This is a genomic window from Trinickia sp. (assembly GCF_051953405.1).
In the GTDB taxonomy this organism is placed as follows: Bacteria; Pseudomonadota; Gammaproteobacteria; order Burkholderiales; family Burkholderiaceae; genus Trinickia.
Map to the genome: position 1 here is coordinate 1 of NZ_JBQCIV010000135.1, position 23,499 is coordinate 23,499.

General features: G+C 63.7%; 30 protein-coding genes. 1 reads left to right on the top strand and 29 read right to left on the bottom strand.

Annotated elements, in window-relative coordinates; all coding sequences use genetic code 11:
- From ACTHN9_RS24475 to ACTHN9_RS24485, 3 genes are all read right to left on the bottom strand, one after another.
- A partial coding sequence (locus ACTHN9_RS24475) for a cytochrome b (protein WP_440539404.1) occupies positions 1-1,352 on the bottom strand: 1,352 nt, incomplete at its 3' end.
- Positions 1,353-1,973, bottom strand: a complete 621-nt coding sequence (gene petA, locus ACTHN9_RS24480; RefSeq protein ID WP_440539405.1) for a ubiquinol-cytochrome c reductase iron-sulfur subunit — start codon at positions 1,971-1,973, stop codon at positions 1,353-1,355.
- Between the two features lie 315 nt (positions 1,974-2,288).
- Positions 2,289-3,035 carry a Nif3-like dinuclear metal center hexameric protein gene (locus ACTHN9_RS24485; protein WP_440539406.1) on the bottom strand — a complete coding sequence of 249 codons (747 nt, stop codon included), beginning with the start codon at positions 3,033-3,035 and terminating at the stop codon, positions 2,289-2,291.
- A gap of 19 nt (positions 3,036-3,054) precedes the next feature.
- On the opposite strand from ACTHN9_RS24485, the gene ACTHN9_RS24490 reads away from it, so the two are divergent.
- Positions 3,055-4,284 carry a Do family serine endopeptidase gene (locus ACTHN9_RS24490; protein WP_440539407.1) on the top strand — a complete coding sequence of 410 codons (1,230 nt, stop codon included), beginning with the start codon at positions 3,055-3,057 and terminating at the stop codon, positions 4,282-4,284.
- Between the two features lie 39 nt (positions 4,285-4,323).
- Here the strand turns inward: ACTHN9_RS24490 and tatC are convergent, their stop codons facing one another.
- From tatC to thiE, 26 genes are all read right to left on the bottom strand, one after another.
- A complete protein-coding gene (gene tatC, locus ACTHN9_RS24495; RefSeq protein ID WP_440539408.1) occupies positions 4,324-5,103 on the bottom strand; it encodes a twin-arginine translocase subunit TatC in 780 nt (259 codons plus the stop codon).
- 78 nt (positions 5,104-5,181) lie between these two features.
- The gene (gene tatB / locus ACTHN9_RS24500) at positions 5,182-5,730 is read right to left on the bottom strand and encodes a Sec-independent protein translocase protein TatB (protein WP_440539409.1); all 549 of its coding nucleotides are present in this window, start codon (positions 5,728-5,730) and stop codon (positions 5,182-5,184) included.
- Positions 5,731-5,841: 111 nt separating this feature from the next.
- Complete coding sequence (gene tatA, locus ACTHN9_RS24505; protein WP_440539410.1) at positions 5,842-6,090, bottom strand: Sec-independent protein translocase subunit TatA; 249 nt, start codon at positions 6,088-6,090, stop codon at positions 5,842-5,844.
- A 117-nt stretch (positions 6,091-6,207) separates the two neighbouring features.
- Positions 6,208-6,570, bottom strand: coding sequence for a histidine triad nucleotide-binding protein (locus tag ACTHN9_RS24510; protein WP_440539411.1), 363 nt, complete (start codon positions 6,568-6,570; stop codon positions 6,208-6,210).
- Positions 6,571-6,613: 43 nt separating this feature from the next.
- Positions 6,614-6,991 (bottom strand): DUF4870 family protein, encoded by a 378-nt coding sequence (locus ACTHN9_RS24515; RefSeq protein ID WP_440539412.1) that lies wholly within the window; start codon positions 6,989-6,991, stop codon positions 6,614-6,616.
- A 12-nt stretch (positions 6,992-7,003) separates the two neighbouring features.
- Positions 7,004-7,405 carry a phosphoribosyl-ATP diphosphatase gene (locus ACTHN9_RS24520; RefSeq protein ID WP_440539413.1) on the bottom strand — a complete coding sequence of 134 codons (402 nt, stop codon included), beginning with the start codon at positions 7,403-7,405 and terminating at the stop codon, positions 7,004-7,006.
- On the bottom strand, positions 7,402-7,812 hold the full coding sequence (gene hisI / locus ACTHN9_RS24525) for a phosphoribosyl-AMP cyclohydrolase (protein ID WP_440539414.1): 411 nt from the start codon (positions 7,810-7,812) through the stop codon (positions 7,402-7,404). The genes ACTHN9_RS24520 and hisI overlap by 4 nt, the downstream gene beginning before the upstream one ends.
- Positions 7,809-8,585: an imidazole glycerol phosphate synthase subunit HisF gene (gene hisF, locus ACTHN9_RS24530; RefSeq protein ID WP_440539415.1), complete on the bottom strand. Its 777-nt coding sequence runs from the start codon at positions 8,583-8,585 to the stop codon at positions 7,809-7,811. Before hisF ends, hisI begins: the two co-directional genes overlap by 4 nt.
- A 120-nt stretch (positions 8,586-8,705) precedes the next feature.
- Entirely contained in the window at positions 8,706-9,458 is a 753-nt protein-coding gene (hisA, locus tag ACTHN9_RS24535; RefSeq protein ID WP_440539416.1) for a 1-(5-phosphoribosyl)-5-[(5-phosphoribosylamino)methylideneamino]imidazole-4-carboxamide isomerase, read from the bottom strand.
- Positions 9,459-9,627: 169 nt separating this feature from the next.
- Positions 9,628-10,266, bottom strand: a complete 639-nt coding sequence (gene hisH, locus ACTHN9_RS24540) for an imidazole glycerol phosphate synthase subunit HisH (protein WP_440539417.1) — start codon at positions 10,264-10,266, stop codon at positions 9,628-9,630.
- Between the two features lie 15 nt (positions 10,267-10,281).
- Positions 10,282-10,902 carry a MarC family protein gene (locus ACTHN9_RS24545; protein ID WP_440539418.1) on the bottom strand — a complete coding sequence of 207 codons (621 nt, stop codon included), beginning with the start codon at positions 10,900-10,902 and terminating at the stop codon, positions 10,282-10,284.
- Positions 10,903-10,967: 65 nt separating this feature from the next.
- Positions 10,968-11,555, bottom strand: a complete 588-nt coding sequence (hisB, locus tag ACTHN9_RS24550) for an imidazoleglycerol-phosphate dehydratase HisB (protein ID WP_440539419.1) — start codon at positions 11,553-11,555, stop codon at positions 10,968-10,970.
- Positions 11,556-11,575: 20 nt separating this feature from the next.
- Positions 11,576-12,649: a histidinol-phosphate transaminase gene (hisC, locus tag ACTHN9_RS24555; RefSeq protein ID WP_440539420.1), complete on the bottom strand. Its 1,074-nt coding sequence runs from the start codon at positions 12,647-12,649 to the stop codon at positions 11,576-11,578.
- Between the two features lie 7 nt (positions 12,650-12,656).
- Positions 12,657-13,979, bottom strand: a complete 1,323-nt coding sequence (gene hisD / locus ACTHN9_RS24560; RefSeq protein ID WP_440539421.1) for a histidinol dehydrogenase — start codon at positions 13,977-13,979, stop codon at positions 12,657-12,659.
- 79 nt (positions 13,980-14,058) lie between these two features.
- The gene (gene hisG, locus ACTHN9_RS24565; RefSeq protein ID WP_440539422.1) at positions 14,059-14,724 is read right to left on the bottom strand and encodes an ATP phosphoribosyltransferase; all 666 of its coding nucleotides are present in this window, start codon (positions 14,722-14,724) and stop codon (positions 14,059-14,061) included.
- The gene (gene murA / locus ACTHN9_RS24570; protein WP_440539432.1) at positions 14,721-16,004 is read right to left on the bottom strand and encodes a UDP-N-acetylglucosamine 1-carboxyvinyltransferase; all 1,284 of its coding nucleotides are present in this window, start codon (positions 16,002-16,004) and stop codon (positions 14,721-14,723) included. Before murA ends, hisG begins: the two co-directional genes overlap by 4 nt.
- Before the next feature lie 88 nt (positions 16,005-16,092).
- Entirely contained in the window at positions 16,093-16,332 is a 240-nt protein-coding gene (locus tag ACTHN9_RS24575) for a BolA family protein (protein ID WP_277430319.1), read from the bottom strand.
- Between the two features lie 18 nt (positions 16,333-16,350).
- Positions 16,351-17,106, bottom strand: a complete 756-nt coding sequence (locus ACTHN9_RS24580; protein ID WP_440539423.1) for an ABC transporter permease — start codon at positions 17,104-17,106, stop codon at positions 16,351-16,353.
- Positions 17,107-17,326: 220 nt separating this feature from the next.
- On the bottom strand, positions 17,327-18,253 hold the full coding sequence (locus tag ACTHN9_RS24585; RefSeq protein WP_440539424.1) for an ABC transporter ATP-binding protein: 927 nt from the start codon (positions 18,251-18,253) through the stop codon (positions 17,327-17,329).
- 330 nt (positions 18,254-18,583) lie between these two features.
- On the bottom strand, positions 18,584-18,886 hold the full coding sequence (locus ACTHN9_RS24590) for an STAS domain-containing protein (RefSeq protein ID WP_440539425.1): 303 nt from the start codon (positions 18,884-18,886) through the stop codon (positions 18,584-18,586).
- On the bottom strand, positions 18,883-19,515 hold the full coding sequence (locus ACTHN9_RS24595) for an MlaC/ttg2D family ABC transporter substrate-binding protein (RefSeq protein WP_440539426.1): 633 nt from the start codon (positions 19,513-19,515) through the stop codon (positions 18,883-18,885). The genes ACTHN9_RS24590 and ACTHN9_RS24595 overlap by 4 nt, the downstream gene beginning before the upstream one ends.
- Positions 19,516-19,644: 129 nt before the next feature.
- The gene (locus tag ACTHN9_RS24600; RefSeq protein ID WP_440539427.1) at positions 19,645-20,559 is read right to left on the bottom strand and encodes an MlaA family lipoprotein; all 915 of its coding nucleotides are present in this window, start codon (positions 20,557-20,559) and stop codon (positions 19,645-19,647) included.
- A gap of 39 nt (positions 20,560-20,598) precedes the next feature.
- Positions 20,599-21,174 carry an outer membrane lipid asymmetry maintenance protein MlaD gene (mlaD, locus tag ACTHN9_RS24605; protein WP_440539428.1) on the bottom strand — a complete coding sequence of 192 codons (576 nt, stop codon included), beginning with the start codon at positions 21,172-21,174 and terminating at the stop codon, positions 20,599-20,601.
- 47 nt (positions 21,175-21,221) lie between these two features.
- Positions 21,222-21,989: a lipid asymmetry maintenance ABC transporter permease subunit MlaE gene (gene mlaE, locus ACTHN9_RS24610; RefSeq protein ID WP_440539429.1), complete on the bottom strand. Its 768-nt coding sequence runs from the start codon at positions 21,987-21,989 to the stop codon at positions 21,222-21,224.
- On the bottom strand, positions 21,986-22,810 hold the full coding sequence (locus tag ACTHN9_RS24615) for an ABC transporter ATP-binding protein (protein WP_440539430.1): 825 nt from the start codon (positions 22,808-22,810) through the stop codon (positions 21,986-21,988). Before ACTHN9_RS24615 ends, mlaE begins: the two co-directional genes overlap by 4 nt.
- 132 nt (positions 22,811-22,942) lie before the next feature.
- Positions 22,943-23,499: thiamine phosphate synthase (thiE, locus tag ACTHN9_RS24620; protein WP_440539431.1), on the bottom strand; the 557-nt coding region annotated here is incomplete at its 5' end.

Consider the following 23,499-nt stretch of genomic DNA (forward strand, 5'->3'; position numbering starts at 1 on the left):
GGCTGCTTGAACGTCCCCAGCCGGGTCCAGAACGGCATGCCCAGGAAGAACGCGAAGTAGATCAGCGCGCAGATCTGAGCGATCAGCGTCGCCGCCGGCGAAGGCGGCTTCGTCCCCAAAAACGCCAGCGTCAGGAACGCCAGCACGAAGATTGCGTAGAACACCTTGTGGAAGAACGGCCGATAGCGAATCGACTTCACCGGGCTGCGATCGAGCCAAGGCAGGAAGAACAGCGACACCACCGCCGAGCCCATCACCACGACACCCCAGAACTTCGCTTCCGTGAAGGCCATGAACAGAACCAGCAGCACGGCCAGCACCGGCAAGCCGACGCGCCACTTGCCCCGCGCGCGCAAGAGCGCCAAGAGCCCCAGCAGCCCGACCACGATCATCAACACGATCTTGAACGGATCGGTGGTCGCGCGCAGCATCGCGTAGAACGCCGTGAAGTACCAAACCGGGGCGATCTCGGGCGGCGTTTGCAGCGGGTTCGCCGGAATGAAGTTGTTCGATTCGAGGAAGTAGCCGCCCATCTCGGGCGCGAAGAACAGAATCGCCGCGAACACCATCAAGAACACGCACACGCCGAAGAAATCGTGCACCGAGTAGTATGGGTGGAACGGAATGCCGTCGAGCGGCTTGCCGTTCGCATCCTTCTTGGCCTTGATTTCGATGCCGTCGGGATTGTTCGAACCCACCTCGTGCAGCGCCACGATATGCACGAACACGAGCCCGAGCAGCACGAGCGGGATCGCGATCACGTGAAACGCGAAGAAGCGGTTCAACGTGATGTCCGACACCACGTAATCGCCCCGGATCCACAGCGACAGATCGGGACCGACGAACGGGATCGCCGAGAACAAATTCACGATCACCTGCGCGCCCCAGTACGACATCTGGCCCCAGGGCAGCAGGTAGCCGAAGAACGCTTCGGCCATCAAACACAAAAAGATTGCGCAGCCGAAGATCCACACGAGTTCGCGCGGCTTGCGGTACGAGCCGTACATGAGCCCGCGAAACATATGCAGATAGACGACGACGAAGAACATCGACGCGCCCGTGGAGTGCATGTAGCGGATCAGCCAGCCCCACGGCACCTCGCGCATGATGTACTCGACCGAGGCGAACGCGAGCTGCGAATCGGGCTTGTAGTTCATCGTCAGGAAGATGCCCGTGACGATCTGGTTCACGAGTACGAGCAGCGCCAGCGAACCGAAGAAGTACCAGAAGTTGAAGTTTTTCGGGGCGTAGTACTCGGATAAGTGCGCTTTCCAAGTCGACGTCATCGGGAACCGCCGGTCGATCCAGCCGGCCAGGCCCGTCGTTTCCACCTGCTTTTCCGTTGTCGCCATTTACGCCTCTCCTTCTTCGTCTTTGCCGATCACGATCGTCGTGGGCGACGTGAACATGTAGCGGGGAACGTCGAGGTTCTGGGGGGCGGGCTTGTTTTTGAAAACGCGGCCGTCCAAATCGTAGGTCGAACCATGGCAGGGGCACAGAAAGCCGCCCGGCCAGTTGTCGGGCAGGTTCGCTTGAGCGCCCGGGGTGAAACGCGGCGTCGGCGTGCAGCCCAGGTGCGTGCAGACCGCCACGACGACAAGGATGTTCTGATGATCGGCGCGCGACCGGTATTCGTTCTGCGCGTACTTCGGCATCGGCATGGAGAACGGGTTTTCCGACTTCGGATCCGCCACTTCCCCATCGGCCTTTTTGACGTCGGCCAACATGTCCGCCGTGCGGTTCAAAATCCAAACCGGCTTGCCGCGCCAAGACACGGTCATCAACTCGCCGGGCTTCAATCCGCTGATATCCACTTCGACGGGCGCGCCGCCCGCTTTGGCCTTCGCCGATGGCTCTAAGGAGTCCACGAAAGGTATGACGGCGGCAACTGCTCCGCAGCCGCCTACTGCGGTCGTCGTAATCAGCCAGGTACGGCGGCTGCTGTCGACGCGTTCATCTTCTTTATCTCGCATCACACGCCCCACTTCTGAGTTGGATTTCGGTCACCGCTTTTGCCACCGGCGCTAGTTTGCGCGAATGGAGTCGCCATTTACAAGAGCCGTGCGACAAAAACCGTGCGAAGCGTTGATTCTTAAGGGTTTCCCCGCACCCCAGCGGGGCAATTCGCCGTCATTTCCTCGTTAAGCATTTCATTTAACCACGCATGCAGCCAGCGTACCTCATATGGCGGCAGCACGGGCCGGTATCGGCATGCTTATTGCGCTATGCTTTTGCCTCATTCAAACCGCAAAAATCGCGGCGTCATTTGCGCAAATTGCGGCACTGCGTCACACCGGATTATCGATATCGATAAAAAGATGCTCAATGTCGAAGCGCTCCGAGAGGTGTGCACCGAGCGCCTGAACGCCGTATCGCTCCGTCGCATGATGCCCCGCAGCAAGAAACGCAACGCCGCTTTCGGCGGCAATATGGGTGATCTGCTCCGAGATCTCGCCCGTCAAGTAGACGTCCGCGCCGGCATCGATCGCCGCCTCGAAATAGCTTTGCGCCCCGCCCGTGCACCAGGCGATCCGGCGCAGTTCGGACTCGGCGTCGCCCAGCAAGAGCGGCGCACGCCCGAGGGTATGCTCGACCTGCGCCGCGAAATGCGCGAGCGAAACCGGCATCGGCAAGGTGGTCATCCAACCCAAGGCGTCGGCGCCGAAACGCGTGTCGCCAATCAATCCGAGCCGCGCGCCCAGTTGCGCGTTGTTGCCGAACTCGGGATGATCGTCGAGCGGCAGATGGTAGGCGAACAGGCTGATCTCGTTGTCGATCAGTTGCTTGAGCCGCCGGTACTTGCGGCCCGTGATCTGCGGCGCCTCGTTGCGCCAGAAATAGCCATGGTGAACGAGGACGGCATCGGCCCCCCACTCGGTGGCTGCCTGCAAGAACGCGAGCGACGCGGTCACGCCCGTCGCGATCTTTTCGATGCGCCGCCGGCCCTCCACTTGCAAGCCGTTGGGGCTGTAGTCCTTGAAACGACCGATCTGAAGCAAGTCGTTCAAGTACAATTCAAGTTCGATCCGATCCATAGAAACCTCGATTCTTCAAATGCTTAGACGCTTCTGGTTGCTCTTCGCCCAAGCGGTGACGGTGCTGCTCGCACTTTGGTTCATCGTAGTGACGCTCAAGCCGCAATGGCTCGAGCATCAAGGGCAATTCGGCAAACAGCTCGCCTCTCCGATCGTCGCACTGCGCGAAGTGGCGCCGGGTTCCGGTTCGGGGCCCGCGATGGCCTCGTATGCCGATGCGGCGCAAAAAGCCATGCCGGCCGTCGTCAACGTGTTCTCGGGCAAAGCCGGATCCACGCCGCCGAATCCGCATGCAAAGGATCCGCTGTTTCGTTACTTCTTCGGCAATCCTAAAAATCAGCAACAGGACAAGCAGCCCGAGGACGAGACGGCGACCAACCTCGGTTCGGGCGTGATCGTCAGCCCGGAAGGCTACATTCTAACGAACGAACATGTCGTGGACGGGGCGGACGAAATCGAAGTCGCCTTGGCCGATGGCCGCCGCACGAATGCCAAAGTGATCGGCGTCGATCCGGAAACAGACCTGGCCGTGCTCAAGATCAACATGACGAGCCTACCCTCGATCACGCTCGGCCGCATGGACCAAGTCCGGGTGGGCGACGTCGTGCTTGCCATCGGCAATCCCTTCGGCGTGGGCCAGACGGTCACGATGGGCATTATCAGCGCGCTGGGACGCAATCACCTCGGCATCAACACCTTCGAGAACTTCATCCAGACCGATGCCCCGATCAACCCCGGCAATTCGGGCGGAGCCCTTGTCGACTCCAGCGGCAATCTGCTCGGCATCAATACGGCGATCTACTCGCGCTCGGGCGGCTCGCTCGGCATCGGTTTCGCGATTCCCGTCTCTACCGCGCGCAGCGTCCTCGAAAGCATCATCACGACGGGTTCGGTCACCCGTGGGTGGATCGGCGTCGAGCCGCAGGATGTCACGCCGGCGATCGCCGAATCGTTCGGGCTCGAGCAGCGCGGCACGATCGTGGCCGGCGTGCTACAAGGCGGCCCGGCGGACAAAGCCGGCATCAAGCCGGGCGACGTCCTGCTCGAGGTGAACGGCCAGGACATCACCGATACCACGCGGCTCTTGAATCTGATCGCGCAGATCAAACCCGGCACTCAAGCCGACGTCAAACTCATGCGTAAGAAGAAAGAGATGAATGTCGTCATCACGATCGGCAAGCGTCCGCCGCCGCCCAAGCAGAGCGAGAACAACCAAGACGACGGTAGCGATGCGCAGCAGGAGGAATGAAAGGTCGCGAGCCGGGCGTAGCGCCAACGCGCCGAGTCCCTAGCTCGTCGCGCCTTCTTCCTCGGCAACAGGCTGATCCTTACCGACGATCAGCCTGGCAGCGATGATCCCCGCCTCGTAGAGCACGATCAACGGCAACGCGAGAATCAGTTGGGAAAAGACATCCGGCGGCGTGACGACGGCGGCCACGATGAACGCGCCCACCACGACATACGGACGAATGCTGCGCAGTTTCTTGATCGTCAGCACGCGCATCCGCACGAGCAACACGACGATGATCGGCACCTCGAAGGTGACCCCGAACGCGATGAACATCGACAGGACGAAACTCAAGTAATTGTCGATGTCGGTGGACATCTGGACATCGAGCGGCGCGTTGTAGTGCGCCATGACGCGAAAAATAGTGGGGAACACGACGAAGTAAGCGAACGACATCCCGCACAGGAACAGGATGTAGCTGCTGCCGACAAGCGGCGCGACGAGCTTCTTCTCGTGTTGGTACAGCCCCGGCGCCACGAACGCCCAGATCTGATAAAGCACGATCGGCAAGGCGATCACGAGCGCCACGAGCATCGTCACCTTCACCGGCACGAAGAACGAGCCGGTCACGTCGGTCACGATCATGCGTCCCCCCTTCGGGAGATTTTCCATCAACGGCCGCGCCAGCAGCTTGAAGATGTCCGTCGCCCAATAGACGAGACAGAGAAACACCACGATGACGGCGGCGCCCGCCTTGATGATACGGTCGCGTAACTCGACGAGATGCGAGATGAACGACTCTTCTGCGCCTTCGTCCTGCTTATGCTGGGGGTCGCTCACACCGGCCCTCTTAATGAGATCGACGCGCGAAGCGTCGAAAGATCGGAAGTGGGAAGCCGTCGATGGGCATGGACGGCGTCAAAGAAAACGTCGCTGCTTGCGCAGGCTCGCGGGGGTATGCCGCGCCACGCGCGCGGCGCCCGATTGTACGTGCGTGCGCTGGCGAGCGACGCGCTTGTACCAGACAGGCGCGGCTGCGCGCTTGGCGCGCCAGCTCACTCGTTTCACGCTGGGAGGCGCTGTGGTGCGCCACGACGAAACCGCGGGATCGCCCGTCGCGCGATCGCCGGCCCCCAGATCCTCCCCCGCCGCCCCGCCGGCGATACTCGGGGAAACGGACGTACCGTTGCGAAATGCGTCGTTCAGTTCCGCTTCGTGCTTGCGCAAGTTGTCGTGAATCGAATTCTCGACGTTGCGCGCGGCCGATTCGAATTCGGTCTTCATCTGCCGCAGGTGATCGAGTTCGATCTCCCGCGTGACCTCGGCCTTGACGTCGTTGATATAGCGCTGGGCACGGCCGAACAGCGCACCCGCCGTGCGCGCGACGCGCGGCAGGCGCTCGGGGCCGAGCACGACGAGCGCCACCACGCCGATCAGCGCCATCTTCGTGAGTCCGAGATCGAGCATGGGAGAGGTTGAGTCGTCCGTTATCGGTGGTGCGGTTATACAGGTGTACGGGTGGTGCCGATCCGCGCTGGGGCTGCACTCGGGCCGCGCTGTACCGCGCGCGGCCGGCGCTTAGCGGTAATCGTTCGAACGCGTCTTTTCCTTGGCCTCGACGTCGATCGTATTCGAACGGGGCAGCTCGCGCCGCTCGGCTTCGGCCGGGGCGGACGACGATGGCGTGTCGGCGTCCTTCATGCCCTCTTTGAAGCCTTTTACCGCGCTACCCAAATCGCTGCCGATGCTGCGCAGGCGTTTTGTGCCGAACACAAGCGCCACGATCAACAGCACGATCAACCAGTGCCAAATACTGAACGAACCCATGAGAATCTCCCAAGCCTTGCCGCCACGCCATGCGGCGGCAAAAATACCGGCCTTGCGACCGTAATCGGAGCGCTAACGCTCCCTGTCGATCGATGCGGCAGTGGGGCGCGCCGCGCCTTATCCCATCCGCTTCCACGGACGCGGACCGGCGAGAATGTGCGCGTGCAAGTGGTAGACCTCCTGCCCGCCGCCCGGCCCCGTATTGATGACCGTTCGAAACCCCGTTTCGCCGCCGGTGTACGCGCAACCGAGTTCGTCGGCCAGCCGTGCCACCAGAATCATCATTTTACCAAGCAGCGGCGCATCGCTTTCGCTGCAATTGGACAGGGTTTCGACGTGTTTTCGGGGAATGACGAGCACGTGCGTTTCGGCAGCCGGGTGAATATCCTTGAACGCGACGAATTCCTCGTCTTCGTGAACCTTCGTGCTCGGGATCTCGCCCGATGCGATTTTGCAGAAAATGCAGTTGTCGTGACTCATGGTCTTCCTGGTGGCGAAGCGAATGCGCGGTGCGCCGTGGACGTCAAACCCACGCCCGCGGCTCGAGCGGCTTATTCTCGTACAGGTACAGCCAGCCCTTCACGATACGGTACAGCAGCCAAATCGACACGGCCGCCAGCACGGCGAAGCCGATGATCGCGAAAATGAGCACCCCTCCGACAACATACCCGACGAGGCCGAGCCAAAAGGAACGGATCAGCCATGTGAAGTGCGCTTCATACGCCGTGCCCGCCGCATCGTCCCGCTTCAGGTAGGCGATGATGATCGCGATGATGATCGAGACGCCGCCCGTGAACCAATGCAAGGCAAACAGCCCATACAGGATGTGCGTCAGCGTGCGCAGGTCGCCCCGCTCATCGGGGGCGGGGTAAGAGACGGGCATGCCAGGTCGTTGCTCCATCTTCTCCTCCGTTCAGCCGCCGTTTTCCTCGCGTTCGCGACGCTTGCGCATCGCTTTCTCTTCGATCCCCGACAGCCCTTCGCGCCGCTCGAGTTCCGCGATGACGTCCGCGGGGCTCAGATCGTAGTGCGAGAGCATGACGAGGCAGTGAAACCAGAGGTCGGCCACTTCGCCGACGAGCGCGGCAGGCGCGCCGCCCTGGCGCACGTCCTTCGCGGCCAGCACGACTTCCGTCGCCTCTTCGCCGATCTTCTTGAGCACGGCGTCGTCGCCCTTATGAAACAAGCGCGAGACGTACGAGACTTCCGGATCGCCGCCCTTGCGGCCGTCGATCACGGCCGCCAGGCGCAGCAGCGTGTCTTGCGTCGTCGCAGCCGCGGTGCCCGCGGCCGTCGTTTGGGTGGGTTGCGTCATCGGTAGATCTGTTCAGGGTCTTTCAGCACGGGATCGACGGCAACCCAGTCGCCCTCGTCCACCGTGCCTTCGAATTTCTGGAAAAAGCAGGAGTGGCGCCCAGTGTGGCACGCAATGCCCGACACTTGTTCGACCTTGAGCAAGACCACGTCCTCATCGCAATCGAGCCGCACTTCGCGCACCTGCTGCACGTGGCCGGACTCTTCTCCCTTGAACCACAAGCGCTGGCGCGAACGCGAGAAGTAGACGGCGCGGCCCGTCTCGATCGTCTTGGCCAACGCCTCGCGATTCATCCACGCGAACATAAGCACGTCGCCCGTCGTCGCCTCCTGCGCGATGACGGGCACGAGCCCGTTGGCGTCCCATTGCACCTTGTCGAGCCAGTTCATTTCGGCGGGAGCAGTCATGATTGCCTTACGGGGATACCGCGTTCGGCCATGAAGCGCTTGGCTTCGCCGACGGTGTGTTCGCCATAGTGGAAGATGCTGGCGGCCAGCACGGCATCGGCGCGACCTTCCACGATGCCGTCGGCCAGATCCTTCAGCGAGCCGACACCGCCCGAGGCGATCACCGGCACCGGCACGGCATCCGATACCGCGCGCGTCAGCGCCAGATCGAAGCCGCTTTTCGTGCCATCGCGGTCCATGCTCGTGAGCAGGATCTCGCCGGCGCCGTATTCGGCCATCTGCTTGGCCCATTGCACGGCATCGAGCCCCGTCGCCTTGCGCCCGCCGTGCGTGAACACCTCCCAGCGCGCCGGTTCGCCTTCGCCCGAGACGCGCTTGGCGTCGATCGCAACGACGATGCATTGCGATCCGTACTTTTGCGCGGCCTCGCGCACGAGTTCGGGACGCGCCACCGCGGACGAGTTCATGCTGACCTTGTCCGCGCCCGCGTTGAGCAAGCGCCGCACGTCTTCCACCGCGCGCACGCCCCCGCCCACCGTCAGCGGAATGAAGACTTGAGCCGCCACCGCTTCGATGATCGGCAGGATCAGGTCGCGCTGGTCGGACGTGGCCGTGATGTCCAAGAACGTCAGTTCGTCGGCGCCTTGCTCGTCGTAGCGGCGCGCGATTTCGACGGGATCGCCGGCATCGCGCAACTCGACGAAATTGACGCCTTTGACGACGCGGCCGGCGGTCACGTCCAGGCAGGGAATAATGCGTTTAGCTAGAGCCATGATGGTGCAAATGCCGCAAAGTGGGCCGCCCGCGGCAAAGCGGACGGCATAAAGCCGTGGCGGGCGGGATGTCCTAGCCGGCGCCGCCGCAGGACCGAACGGCGGCGCGCGCACTGCGCATTAGGCGTCGTCCGATTCGCGCAGCGCGTCGGCACGCGTTTGCGCGGCGGCGAAATCGAGATCGCCCGAGTAGATCGCGCGCCCGCAGATCACGCCCTCGATGCCCTCGTCTTCGACTTCGCACAGCGCGTCGATATCGGCCAAGTTCGACAACCCGCCGCTCGCGATCACGGGAATTTTCACCGCGCGCGCCAGACGCACCGTGGCCTCGATATTGATGCCTTGCAGCATGCCGTCGCGCCCGATGTCGGTATAGATGATCGACTCGCAGCCGTAATCTTCGAACTTTTGCGCCAGATCGACCACTTCATGGCCCGTGAGCTTGCTCCAGCCGTCTGTTGCGACCTTGCCGTCCTTCGCATCGAGCCCGACGATGATATGGCCGCCGAACGCCGTGCAGGCATCTTGCAAAAAGCCAGGGTTCTTCACCGCGGCCGTGCCGATGATGACGTACGACAGGCCGTCGTCGAGATAGCGCTCGATGGTTTCCAGATCGCGGATACCGCCGCCGAGCTGGACCGGGATTTCGCGGCCGACTTCTTCGATGATGGCGCGGATCGCCTCTTCGTTCTTTGGCTTGCCGGCAAACGCGCCGTTCAGATCGACGAGGTGCAACCGCCGGGCACCCCGATCGACCCAATGCCGGGCCATCGCCGCAGGGTCCTCGGAAAATATCGTCGCCTGGTCCATATCGCCTTGTTTAAGGCGCACACACTGACCGTCCTTGAGGTCGATGGCGGGAATCAGCAGCATAGCAATCGCGTGAAGTCTGGAAGGTTGAATGTCGGCAGCCCTCGAGCACCGGGTGCGCATTCGCCCCCGACGCCGAAAAGCCGTGTCGCTTAGTGTAGTACAAGTCTTTCAGGGCACCGCCCGCTTGCCTGGCGCATCGGACGAACGCACGCGAGCGGCGGCGCCGTGTTCATGGGTTCCAGTCGACGAAATTACGATACACGCGCAAGCCGGTGTCGGCGCTCTTTTCCGGGTGAAACTGCGTCGCGAAGATGTTTTCGCGCGCCACGGCCGACGTAAACGTCGTGCCGTAGTCGGTTTCGCCCACGGTGTGCTCGCGGTTTTCGGGAACGACGTAATAGCTGTGAACGAAGTAAAAGAACGCACCGTCCGCCACGCCGGCCCACAACGGGTGGGCGCGCGTTTGCCGCACGCGATTCCAGCCCATTTGCGGCACCTTGAAGCGCGAACCGTCGTCCTGCAACCGGCCTTCCAGCGCGAAGCGCACGACTTTGCCCGGCAGCAGGCCGAGCCCGGGCGTCGAGCCTTCCTCGCTCCAGTCGAACAGCATCTGTTCGCCGACGCATACGCCCATGAGCGGCTTTGCACGCGAGGCTTCCAGCACCGCCTCCTGCAGCCCCGATTCGCCGAGGCAGCGCATGCAGTCGGGCATCGCGCCTTGGCCCGGCAGCACGATGCGATCGGCTGCGCGAATCCCCTCGGGGCGATCGACGATCGCCACGTCCACTTCGGGAGCGGCCTTCTTCAGCGCCTGGTACACCGAGCGCAGGTTGCCCATCCCGTAATCCACAATCGCAATCTTTTTCATCGCAAGCAGCGCCTTTCAGCGCAAGTTAGGCAGCAATGCCTTCAATCCGTCGACGATGAACTCCACCGCCAGCGCCGACAACATCAGACCCATGAGCCGCGTACCGATGTTGATCCCCGTTTGGCCCACCCAGCGGGCGATCGGATCGGCAAGCCTCAGCGCCCCGAAGCAGATCACGGCGATCACGGCACCGATCGCCACGAGCCCGATGCGGTCGAACCAGTGCGCCGCGTTGGCCGAATAGACGATCACCGTGCTGATCGTGCCGGGCCCCGTCAGCAACGGAATAGCCAGCGGCACGACCGCGATGCTGTTCTTCGATTCGGCCTCGTCGCGCTCCTCGGCCGTCGCACGCGTATTGCCGACCTGCGCATTGAGCATGTTCACGGCCATGAGCAGCATGATGATGCCGCCGCCTACTTCCAGCGAGCCCACCGAGATGCCGAAAAAACTAATGATCTGCTGCCCGAGCAACGTCGTGATCGCGATCACGCAAAACACCGAAATCGAGGCGATGCGGATCGTGCGGCGCCGCTCCGCGTCGGAATGCTCCGACGTGAGGCTCAAGAAAAACGGCACCGCGCCGACGGGATTGATCAGCGCCAGCAGTGAAATAAACGATTTGAGAAGATCCATCGCAAGCCTGCGCCCGCCGTCGGGCGGCGCATCGGTCCGTCGTTCCAGCCGTGGATAGGGTCTGCTTACAGACTGCCCTTGGTGGACGGAATCTGCCCCGCCGCACGCTCGTCGAGCTCCACGGCCATGCGCAGCGCGCGGCCGAACGCCTTGAACACCGTTTCCAGCTGATGGTGCGCGTTGATGCCGCGCAGGTTGTCGATGTGCAGCGTCACGCCCGCGTGATTGACGAAACCGCGGAAAAACTCGATCGACAGATCCACGTCGAAGGTGCCGATCCGCGCCCGCGTAAACGGCACGTGGAACTCGAGCCCCGGACGGCCCGAGAAATCGATGACGACGCGCGACAGCGCCTCGTCGAGCGGCACGTAGGCGTGACCGTAGCGGCGAATGCCTTTCTTGTCGCCGATCGCTTTGGCCACGGCCATGCCGAGCGTGATGCCGGTGTCTTCCACCGTATGGTGGTCGTCGATATGCAAATCGCCATGCGCCTCGATATCGAGGTCGATCAGACCATGACGGGCAATCTGATCGAGCATATGGTCGAGGAACGGGACGCCCGTTGCCAGCTTTTGCCGGCCGGTGCCGTCCAGATCCAGCTTCACACGGATCTTCGTCTCGCTGGTATCGCGAAACACTTCCGCTACGCGCATGTAAAACCTCTAAGTGACTTTTATTTCAGCGCTTGCCGAAGCGCGCCGAGCATTTGAGCATTCTCGGCAGGCGTGCCGACGGTCAAACGCAGGCAATTCGCAAGCAATGGGTGCATTTTACCCACGTTTTTGACAAAAACCTTCGCCTCGAGCAGCGCGGCGAACGCGGTATCGGCGTCCGGCATGCGAACGAGCAGGAAATTGGCCGCGCTCGGGAACACGAACGTGCCCGGCAATGCCGCCAATGCAGCCGCCAAGGTGGCGCGCTCAGCCCGCAGCTCGGCGGCTTGCGCCTCCAGAACATCGACATGATCGAGCATGAATTCGGCGGCCGCTTGCGTCAGCACGTTCACGTTGTACGGCGGACGCACTTTGTCGAACTCGTTTAACCAAACCGGCGCACCGACGAGGTATCCCAACCGAATCCCGGCCAAGCCCAGCTTCGAGACCGTGCGCATGACGACGACATTCTCGTGATCGAGCACGCGGCCGAGCCAGCTTTTTTCGGCGAACGGCTGGTAGGCCTCGTCGATCACGACGAGGCTGCTGCCCTTCGCGCGGGCGATGATGCGCTCGATGTCGGCGTCCGCGTAGAGCGTGCCCGTGGGATTGTTTGGGTAAGCCAGATAAATGATGGCGGGCCGATGCTCGGCAATAGCGGCCAGCATCGCGTCGATATCGAGCGTCAGATCGGCGCGATGCGGCACACCGACGAATTCGAGCTGCGCGAATTTCGCCGACATCTGGTACATGACGAAACCCGGAACGGGCGCCAGCAACTTTGCCCCCGGCTTCGCGCAGGCGACGGCGATCATGCTGATCAACTCGTCCGAACCGTTGCCGAGCAGCACGTCGGCGCCGGCCGGCACCCCCATCGTCCGCTTGAGTTTGTCGATCAGCGCCGCGGGCCGCGGTGCCGGGTAGCGGTTGAGCGCCACGCCGGCCAGCACCTCGCCCAGTTGCGCGGCGAGCGCCGCGGGCAGCGGGTACGGGTTCTCCATCGCATCGAGCTTCACGTAGCCCGTTGCGTCGGCGACCGCGTAGGTCGTCATCGACAATACGTCGGGGCGGACGATGTCTTGCGGTGTCGTCATGGTGAATTCAGCCGTTTTGCTTCATTCGGTATTCGGCGCTGCGCGCGTGCGCCGGTAGACCTTCGCCGTACGCGAGTTCGGCCGCGATTTCGCCGAGCGTTTGCGCCCCCTCGGCGCTCACCTCGATCACGCTCGAGCGCTTGAAGAAGTCGTACACGCCGAGCGGCGACGAAAAACGCGCGGTGCGGGACGTGGGCAAGACGTGGTTGGGCCCGGCGCAATAATCGCCCAGGCTCTCGCTCGTATAGCGGCCCAGGAAAATGGCGCCCGCGTGACGAATCTCCTTCGCCCATTGATGCGGATCGAGCGCGGAAATCTCCAAGTGCTCCGGGGCGATTTGATTGGCGATCGCGCAGGCCTCGGCCATATCGCGCACTTTGACGAGCGCTCCGCGATCGACGAGCGAGCGCTCGATCACGTCGCGGCGCGGCATCGTCGGCAGCAGCTCGACGATCGCCTCTTGCACGCGCGCGATGAACGCATCGTCGGGACACAGCAGGATCGACTGGGCCAGCTCGTCGTGTTCGGCTTGCGAGAACAGATCCATCGCCACCCAGCGCGGGTCCGTCGTGCCGTCGCACAGCACGAGAATTTCCGAGGGGCCGGCGATCATGTCGATGCCAACCGTGCCGAACACGCGTCGCTTGGCCGCCGCCACATAGGCATTGCCCGGGCCGCAGATCTTATCGACGGCCGGCAGCGTCTCGGTGCCGTAAGCCAGGGCGCCCACGGCCTGCGCACCGCCGATCGTGAACACGCGATCCACGCCGCCGAGCAGCGCAGCCGCCAGGACGAGCGGGTTGCGCACGCCGTCCGGGGTCGGCACGACCATCACAATTTCGCGCACGCCGGCCACGCGCGCCGGAATGGCGTTCATGAGCACCGACGACGGATACGCGGCCTTGCCGCCCGGCACATAGATGCCGGCGCGATCGAGCGGCGTGACCTTTTGGCCGAGCACGGTGCCGTCGGCTTCCGTGTACTGCCAGCTATGGCTGCCGCATTCGATCTTTTGCTTCTCGTGGTAGGCGCGCACGCGCGCCGCGGCGGCTTCGAGCGCCGCGCGGCGCTTCGGCTCGAGCGCGTCGAGCGCCGCTTCGAGTTCGCTCGCCGGCAGCTCGAGCGCGGCCACGCTCGCGGCCGAGAGCCGGTCGAACCGGTTGGTGTATTCGAGCACGGCGGCATCGCCGCGCGCTTTGACATCGGCGAGAATCTGCGCGACCGAGCGGTCGATCGCTTCGTCCTCGCTCGCCTCGAAGGCGAGCACGCCGGCGAGCTTGGCGGCGAAACCGTCGGCGCTCGAATCGAGTTTGCGAATGGTCAGTGGCATGCTGGTATCCGTTTCGGTCATGCACGTGCCGGGCGGTGCGCGCAGGGGCGCGCCACGGGCCCGGCCCGCGTCAGGCGCTCTACGCCGTGCGCTGCGACGCTTGCCCGAACGCGTCGAGCAGCGGCGCCAGCGCGGCGCGCTTCAACTTCAGCGCCGCTTGGTTCACCACGAGGCGCGAGGAGATCTGCATGATTTCCTCCACCTCGACAAGATCGTTCGCGCGCAGCGTTCCACCCGAGCTGACGAGGTCGACGATCGCATCGGCCAAGCCGACGAGCGGCGCCAATTCCATCGACCCATACAGCTTGATCAGATCGACATGCACGCCCTTCGCCGCGAAATGCTCGCGCGCGGTCTGCACGTATTTCGTCGCCACGCGCAGGCGCGCGCCTTGGCGCACCGCATTGGCGTAATCGAAGCCCGCCTTCACAGCCACCGACATGCGGCACCGCGCGATGTTCAGATCGATCGGCTGATACAGCCCCGATCCGCCGTGCTCGAGCAAGACGTCCTTGCCCGCCACGCCGAAATCGGCCGCGCCGTATTCCACGTAGGTCGGCACGTCGGTCGCACGCACGATGATGACACGCAAATTGGGCGCACTCGTCGGAAGAATCAGCTTCCGGGACGTTTCCGGGTCCTCGGTCACGTGCACGCCGGCAGCCGCCAGCAGCGGCAAGGTCTCCTCGAAGATCCGTCCCTTCGACAGCGCGAGCGTCAACGGCGTCGTATCAAGCGTACTCATGCGTGGTTCTCCGATGCGGGCACGGACCGATCCGACACGCGGCGCACGCGTGCGCCGATCGCCGTCAGCTTTTCTTCCATGCGGTCGTAGCCGCGATCGAGGTGATAAATGCGATCGACGAGCGTTTCGCCCTCGGCCGTCAGCCCGGCAATGACGAGGCTCGCCGATGCGCGCAGATCGGTGGCCATCACCGTCGCACCCGACAGGCGCGGCACCCCGGTCACGAGCGCCGTGTTGCCGTCGATCGTGATGTGCGCGCCCAGCCGGTTCAGTTCCTGCACGTGCATGAAGCGGTTTTCGAAGATGGTTTCGACCACTTGCGCGGTGCCCTCGGCGATCGCATTGAGCGCCATGAACTGCGCCTGCATATCGGTCGGAAACGCGGGGTATTCGGACGTACGGAACGACACGGCCTTCGGGCGCTGCGCCATGCGCACGCGGATCCAGTCCTCGCCTTCCTCGATCGTCACACCGGCTTCGCGCAGCTTCATCGTGACCGCCTCGAGCGTGATCGGCCGCACGCGGCGCAGCGTGACATCGCCGCCCGCCGCCGCTACCGCGCACAGGAACGTACCGGCTTCGATGCGGTCGGGAATCACCATATGGCGAGCCCCGTGCAGCTTCTCGACGCCTTGAATCACGAGCCGATCGGTGCCGATGCCTTCGATCTTCGCACCCATGCTCACGAGCAACTGAGCCAGATCGCCCACTTCGGGCTCGCGCGCCGCGTTTTCGAGTACGGTTTCGCCGTCGGCCAGCACCGCCGCCATCAGCAAGTTTTCGGTGCCCGTGACGGTAATCATGTCCGTCATGATGCGCGCGCCTTTGAGACGCGGCGCACGCGCTTCGATATAGCCGTGCTCGATGCTGATCTCGGCCCCCATCGCCTGCAGGCCCTTGATGTGCTGATCGACCGGACGCGCGCCGATCGCGCAGCCGCCCGGCAACGACACCTTCGCATGCCCGAAGCGCGCGACGAGCGGGCCGAGCACGAGGATCGACGCGCGCATCGTCTTGACGAGTTCGTACGGCGCGACCGGGTTGTCCACCGCGCCCGCATCGAGCGTCAGATGCGTCGACGAGCGATCCTCGCGCACGCCCATCTGCGCCAGCAGCTTCAACGTAGTGCGAACGTCCTGCAGATCGGGCACGTTATCGAGGTGCAGCGGCTCGGCGGTCAACAGGCTGGCGCACAGAATCGGCAGGGCCGCGTTCTTTGCGCCGGAGATAGCGACTTCGCCGGCAAGCGGCCGACCGCCTTCGATCACGAGCTTGTCCATGCTGATTTGCCCCGTTCGGGCCTCCGTGGCGGCGCCGCTGCCGGCGTCGCGTGAATCTTGTGTAATACGCACGCTCAGATTTCTCAAATTATCCGTTCTGCCATTCCGCCGGCGTGAGCGTCTTCATGCTCAGCGCGTGGATTTCTTGCCGCATGCGCTCGCCGAGCGCCGCATAAACGAGTTGGTGCCGCTGGATGAGACGCTTGCCTTCGAAGGCGTCGGAGACGATCGTCGCAAAAAAGTGCTGACCGTCGCCTTCGACTTCGAGATGGCGGCAGGCGAGCCCTGCCTCGATGTATTGCTTGACCTGATCGGGGGTCGGCAACATGGTGGACTCCTTTCCGATTCAATAGCGCAGCTTGTAGCCGGACGCGAGCAAACGCATCGCGAGTACGGCGATCAGCGCGAAAAATCCGCCGACGACAGCCAGACTCGCCAAAGGGTCGATATCGGACAAGCCGAAAAACCCGTAACGAAAGCCGTCGATCATGTAAAAAAACGGGTTCAGCCGCGACACCTCGCGCCAGATCGGCGGCAGCGTATGCGTCGAATAGAACACGCCCGACAGAAACGTGAGCGGCATGATCAAGAAGTTTTGAAATGCCGCGAGCTGATCGAACTTTTCGGCCCAGATTCCGGCGATGAGCCCGAGCGTGCCGAGGATCGCCGAGCCGAGCACGGCGAAGGCGATGATGTAAAGCGGCGCCGCGAACTTCACGGGGATGAACCAGATCGTGACGACGAACACGCCGCAGCCCACGGCCAGGCCGCGCACGACCGATGCGAGTACGTAGGCGCCGTACATCTCCCAATAGGTGAGCGGCGGCAGCAGCACGAACACGAGGTTGCCGGTGATCTTCGATTGGATCAGCGACGACGAACTATTCGCGAAAGCGTTCTGTAGCACGCTCATCATCACGAGGCCCGGAATCAGGAAGCTCGTGTACTCCACGCCCGGGTAGACTTCGACGTGCCCGCGCAGCGCGTGGCCGAAGATCGTCAGATACAGCAGCGCTGTGATGACGGGCGCGAGCACCGTTTGGAACGACACCTTCCAAAAGCGCAGGATCTCTTTGTAGAAGAGGGTGCGGAAGCCGCTCATGGTGCCTCCCGTCGGGCCGCCCCAAGGGGCGTAGCAGGGAATTCGCGGAGCACCGCTCCGCGCCTGCGGAGCACCGCTCCGCGCCTGCGGAGCCGGCCGGCTCTGCCAAGCCGGCCGTGGACGGCAGCGGCCCCCTCGGGGGGAGCTTTGCATGGGACCGGAGTAAGCGCTGAAGCGCAAACTCCGGTCGACAGTGAACGAAAGTGAACGTGGGGGCACTTCATGCCAGGCCCTCTACGAGTTCGGGGGCGTTCATCAATTGGACGAAAACATCCTCGAGATCGGCCTTGCGGACGTCGATTTCCTCGAACGTGCAGCCTGCCGCACGGCACTGGGCGAGAATGCGCTCGACATCGTCGTAGCTCGACAGGCGCAACAAGTGCTGCCGCGCCCCCGGCGCCGACGGCTCGATTTCGAGTGCGCGCAGCTCTGTCGGCAGCATCCCTTGCGCAAAGCGCACGAACAATTGCATGCCGGCGAACCGTTGCAGCAGCGCGCTCGTGCGGTCGAGCGCCACCACCTCGCCACGCCGCAACATCGCGATGCGATCGCACAGCTGTTCCGCTTCTTCCAAGTAATGCGTCGTGAGCACGATCGTGTGCCCTTCGCGATTCAATCGCGAAATAAATTTCCACAGCGTTTGGCGCAACTCGACATCCACGCCGGCCGTCGGCTCGTCGAGCACGATGACAGGCGGACGGTGCACGAGCGCCTGTGCGACGAGCACGCGCCGTTTCATGCCGCCCGACAGCGCTCGCATGTTCGCATCGGCCTTCTCGATCAGATCGAGATTGGCCATGACTTCGTCGATCCAATCGTCGTTGCGATGCAGCCCGTAGTAACCCGATTGGATGCGCAGCGTCTCGCGCACCGAAAAGAACGGATCGAAGACGAGTTCCTGCGGCACGACGCCGAGCGCGCGCCGCGCCTGCCGGAAATCGGCGACAACATCATGCCCCCGAATCGACACGCTGCCTTCGTCGGCACGCGCCAGCCCCGCGAGAATACTGATGAGGGTGGTCTTGCCCGCGCCGTTGGGGCCGAGCAGGCCGAAAAACTCGCCCTCCTCGACCGTCAAGCTGACGCCCTTGAGCGCTTGCAGCGCCTTATAGCGCTTCTTGACGTTGCGGATTTCTATCGCTGACATGGATGTGCGCGGCCGTTATCGGCGGCGCGCCTTCGTTTAGACGTGATTCGTGCCCGGACTCGTACCGATTGCGCGGCACGATCGGGCGTGAGCCGGCGCCGCATCATTGGCAAACACCGTGCCGATCGGCCGCCCGAAAAACGGTTGATTATAGGCTAAGTCGGGATCGCCCACCGGGCCTCGCGGCCGGCTCGGGCAGGGGCGCCGTTTTGGCGCCGGGGAGCCGTCGCGCGCCACGCTCGGCGCGGCCCGGCGTCCCGGGTGAATCCTACTGCGCACTGGCGGACACTAACGGACACTAATGGGCGCCGACGGGCGCTATTGGGCGTATTACGCGCTGGCGGGTGCGGCCGCACGCGGCGCCGCGACGAGTGCGTCGATGCCGTAGACCTGCGCGAGACTCGCGAGGCTGCTGGGCACGTTCACGATATCGAGCGCCTGGCCGCGCGCCTGCGCGGCGCGACGCCAGGCAAGCAGCACGGCCAGTGCCGACGAATCGAATTGCGTCAACGGCGCGCAATCTACCGCCGTCGCACCCGCTTCGATGCGGGCCAGGCCCGCCGCGAGCGCGCTCGTCGCGCTCGCATGCGTGAGCGTCGCGCCTGTGGCGAACCGGCTCGTGTCGAGGCTCATGACGGTTGCTTGCCCGCGGCGAGCTGCTCGTTGCGCTGCGTCAGGAACTGCAGCAGGCCGTCGACGCCGCCTTGGTTGATCTTCTCGGCGAATTGCTGCTGATACGCCTGGATCAGCCATGCACCGGCCACGTTCAGATCGTAGACGCGCCAGCCTTGCGGCGTCTTGTACAGGCGGTAGTCGAGTTCGACCGGTTGGCCGTTGTTCATGACCGTCGAACGCACGACGACGTCGGTCGCGCCCGGATCGGCCCGGAACGGCTTGAATTGCACCGTTTGGTCGCGCACTTGCGACAGTGCGCCCGAGTACGTGCGAATCAGCAGCATCTTGAACTGCTCGACCATTTGATCGCGCTGCTGCGGCGTGGCGGTACGCCAGGCGCGGCCCATCGCCAGTTGCGTCGTACGGCGGAAGTCCGTGTACGGCAGGATTTTTTGGTTCACGACCTGCGTGATCTTGTTGATGTCGCCGCTCTTGATCGTCGCATCGCTCTTGATCTCGTCGAGCACCTGGCCCGTGACCGTTTTGATCATACCGTCGGGCGAATTCGTGTCGACCGTCTGAGCGAAGCTGCCGCTACTCACCGAAAGCAACGCCGAAAACAAAGCAAACCAGAAGTATTTTTTCATCGTCGATCCTTAAATTTCGAGGAACCGGAGTTCGAACCCAGCATGCCATGCAAGTTCGAGGCCGGCTCTAGATGCGCGGCAACATTCGTATCGAATCGTTACCGCGCTCGGCTCATCTCAATGCCGGGCTCAGCGCGGCAGGTGCAGCGACGGCAGCCCGCCGTGCGGAGGCGGCACATACTGCTGCCCCGGCACCGTCTGGCCGTCGCCCTTCGCCCCGCTCGCCCCGTCCGCCGGCGCAGCGGGCGCGGACGAGCCAGCCGGCGCGGAAGCCCCCTCGGCACCCGAGGCCGCGGCCGGCTGCGAACCGTCATCGTACTTCGGCAGCGAATCGTCGTAATTGGGGACGCTATCCGCGCCGTCGCCGCCCGTGATCAAGAACTGGCGGCGTTGCAGGTATGCGTTGCGGATGAACGAGTATTTGTCGATCGCGGCGGCCGACAGCACGTCGACCGTCGTCAGCAAGTTGGCGCGCGTATTGACGAGGTTCACCCCGTACAACGCCCAACTCACGCTCGACGGATGCACATAGCTGAGCGGATTGCCGTAGTAATCGACCGCGAGCCCCGCCGCGTCGCGCACCGTGCTCGGGCCGAGCAGCGGCAACACGAGATACGGGCCCGACGGAACGCCGTAGTGGCCGAGCGTCACGCCGAAGTCGGCCGAGTGCTTCGGCAGCCGAGCGGCCGTCGCGACATCGAACAGGCCGCCGACGCCGAACACCGTATTGATGACGACACGCATGACGTCGCCCACGCCGTCGGCGATCTTCAGCTCGAGCAGCTCGTTGGCGGCGACATAAACATCGCCGATGTTCGAGAAGAAATTCGTGACGCTCGAACGCACGGGTTGCGGCACCGCCCACTTGTACCCCTTCGCGACAGGCTTGAGGGCGTAGGTATCGAGCGTGTCGTTGAATTTGAAGACGGTCCGGTTCAGTCCCTCGAGCGGATCGCCCGGCGTCGGCGTCTGGACGGACGCGCAGCCGGCCAATGCCGCAGCGACCAGCCCCAGCGCCGCATACTTGGCGCGCGTGATTCGCATTATTGTTCTCCGTTGACTCACACTTGTTTTGTAACTCGATCAGTTGCCCGCGCTAGCGGCCGCGGGCGCGCTAGCCGCGGCCGGGGTGCTCGAAGCGGCCGGGGTGCTCGAAGCGGGTGCGGGCGCCGGCGCGGGCGCGGCTTTCGCGCCGCCCGCATCGGCGGCCTTGCTGTAAAGAAAGGTCGAAATCAGGTTTTCGAGGACGATGGCCGATTGCGTCATCGAGATCGTGTCGCCCGCCTTCAGCATCTCGGAGTCGCCGCCGGGCTCCAGCCCGATGTATTGCTCGCCGAGCAGCCCCGAGGTCAGGATCTTGGCCGACGTATCCTTCGGAAACTGATACTGCTTGTCGATATCGATCGTGACCACGGCTTGATACGTATTCGAATCGAAGCCGATCGACCCCACCCGACCGACGACAACCCCCGCGCTCTTCACGGGCGCACGCACCTTCAGGCCGCCGATGTTGTCGAACTTGAGCTTGACGGGATAGCTCGCCTCGAACGACAGCGAGCTCATGTTGCCGACCTTGAGCGCCAGAAACAGCACGGCGACCAAGCCCAGCAGCACGAACAAGCCGACCCAGAAGTCGAGAACAGTCTTTTTCATCGTCATTCCAACAAAGAGAAATTGGCTTTAAGCGGCGCGCGACGCCGAACGCGTCAGCTGAACATTAGCGCAGTTAGCAGGAAATCGAGACCGAGCACGGCGAGCGACGCATAGACAACCGTGCGCGTCGTCGCGAGCGACACGCCTTCCGGTGTCGCCTTGGCTTCGTAGCCTTGGAATAGTGCGACGAACGTCACCGCGAAGCCGAACACGATGCTCTTGACGACACCGTTGCCCACGTCGCGCCACACGTCCACCCCGCCTTGCATTTGCGACCAGAACGCGCCGGAATCGACGCCGATCAGCAGCACGCCGACAACATAGCCCCCGAGCACGCCCACCGCGCTGAAGATCGCCGCGAGGATCGGCATGGCGATGATGCCCGCCCACATGCGCGGCGCCAGCACGGTGGCCACCGGATCGACGGCCATCATCTCGAGCGCGGTCAGTTGCTCGCCCGCTTTCATCAGGCCGATTTCCGCCGTGAGCGACGTCCCGGCGCGGCCCGCGAACAGCAGCGCGGTCACGACGGGCCCGAGTTCGCGCACGAGCGACAGCGCGACAAGCAGCCCGAGCGCCTGCTCCGACCCATAGCGATTCAGCGTGTAGTAGCCCTGCAGGCCCAGCACGAAGCCGACGAACAACCCGGATACCGCGATGATGATGAACGAGTAGTTGCCGACGAAGAAAATCTGCTTGATGACGAGCCCAGGCCGGCGCAACAGCCGCAGCCCTTCCAGCACGACACGCAGAAACAGCCGCGTCGCGTAGCCCGCGCGTAGGATGCGACCGATGACCCAACGTCCGAGTGCGCTGATCATGCCCGCTCCCCCAAGCCGAAATCCGCCGCGAGCGTCGCTTGCGCCGGGTAGTGGAAACGGAAGGGGCCGTCGGGGGCGCCGTCGATGAACTGCCGCACGGTCGGATCGACCGATTCGCGCAACTGCGCGGGCGTGCCGTGGGCAAGGACCGACCCGTTGGCCAGGAAGTAGACGTAATCGGCGATCGCGAACGATTCGGGCACGTCGTGCGTGACAAGGATCGAGGTGGCGCCCAGCGCCTGATTCAGCGTGCGGATGAGATTCGCCGTGATCCCCATCGAAATCGGGTCGAGTCCGGCGAACGGCTCGTCGTACATCATCAATTCCGGATCGAGCGCGATGGCGCGCGCCAGCGCGACGCGCCGCGCCATGCCGCCCGAAATCTGCGACGGTGCGAGATCGCGCGCCCCGCGCAGCCCCACGGCATTGAGCTTCATGAGGACGAGATCGCGAATGAGCGCTTCGGGCAGATCGGTGTGTTCGCGCAGTGCGAACGCGACGTTCTCGAACACCGACATGTCGGTGAACAGCGCGCCGAACTGGAACAGCATCCCCATCTTGCGGCGCAAGGCATACAAGCCCTCGCGCGTTTGCTTGCCGACATCGCGCCCCTGGAACAGCACTTCTCCGCGGCGCGCCCGCTCGAGACCGCCGATCAGACGCAAGACCGTGGTCTTGCCGCCACCGGAGCCGCCCATGACGGCGACGACCTGACCGCGCTCGAAGCGCATGGTCAGGTTCGAGAGAACGAGACGATCTACGTCGTAACCGAAGTCGACGTTGCGAAGCTCGAGAATAGGCTCGGAGGATGAAGGCGGCACGAAGCGGACTTTCCTATTACGCGGAAGCGGAATTATAGGGCCTCAGCGATTACCCTGTGTTGACACCACCGTTACCGTCCGTGCAACGGTGCGTTGCCCGCGCCGCTCGCCCGCCCGCGTGTTGCGCATGCGCTACGGCGTGAAAGCTTGCTGTAATTGTGCGACCGCCTGCTCCGGATCGGCGGCTACGGTGATCGCGCTGACGAGCGCCGCGCTGCCCACGCCGGTCGCTAGCACCGAGGGCAGGCGCGCAAGGTCGATGCCGCCGATCGCGACGAGCGGGATGTGCTCCCGAAGGAGCCGAACATAGCGTTCGAGCCGCGCCAGGCCCTGCGGCGCAGTGGCGACAGCCTTCGTGCCGGTGGGGAACACGGCGCCGAACGCGAGGTAGCTCGGCCGGAAATGCAACGCCCGCAGCATTTCGTAGTAGCCGTGCGTGGATAAACCTAGCCGCATCCCCGATTGCGCGATCGCCGCCAGATCGGCCGTTTCGAGGTCTTCCTGCCCCAAATGCACGCCGTAAGCGCCGGCCTGCGCGGCCTCGCGCCAGTAATCGTTGATGAACACGCGGGCGTCGTGACGACGGCCGGCCGCCACCGCCCGTTCGATTTCTTCTCGAAGCGGGCCTGGTGCCGCGTCCTTCACGCGCAGTTGCACCGTCTTTACGCCGAGCGCCAATACGCGTTCCA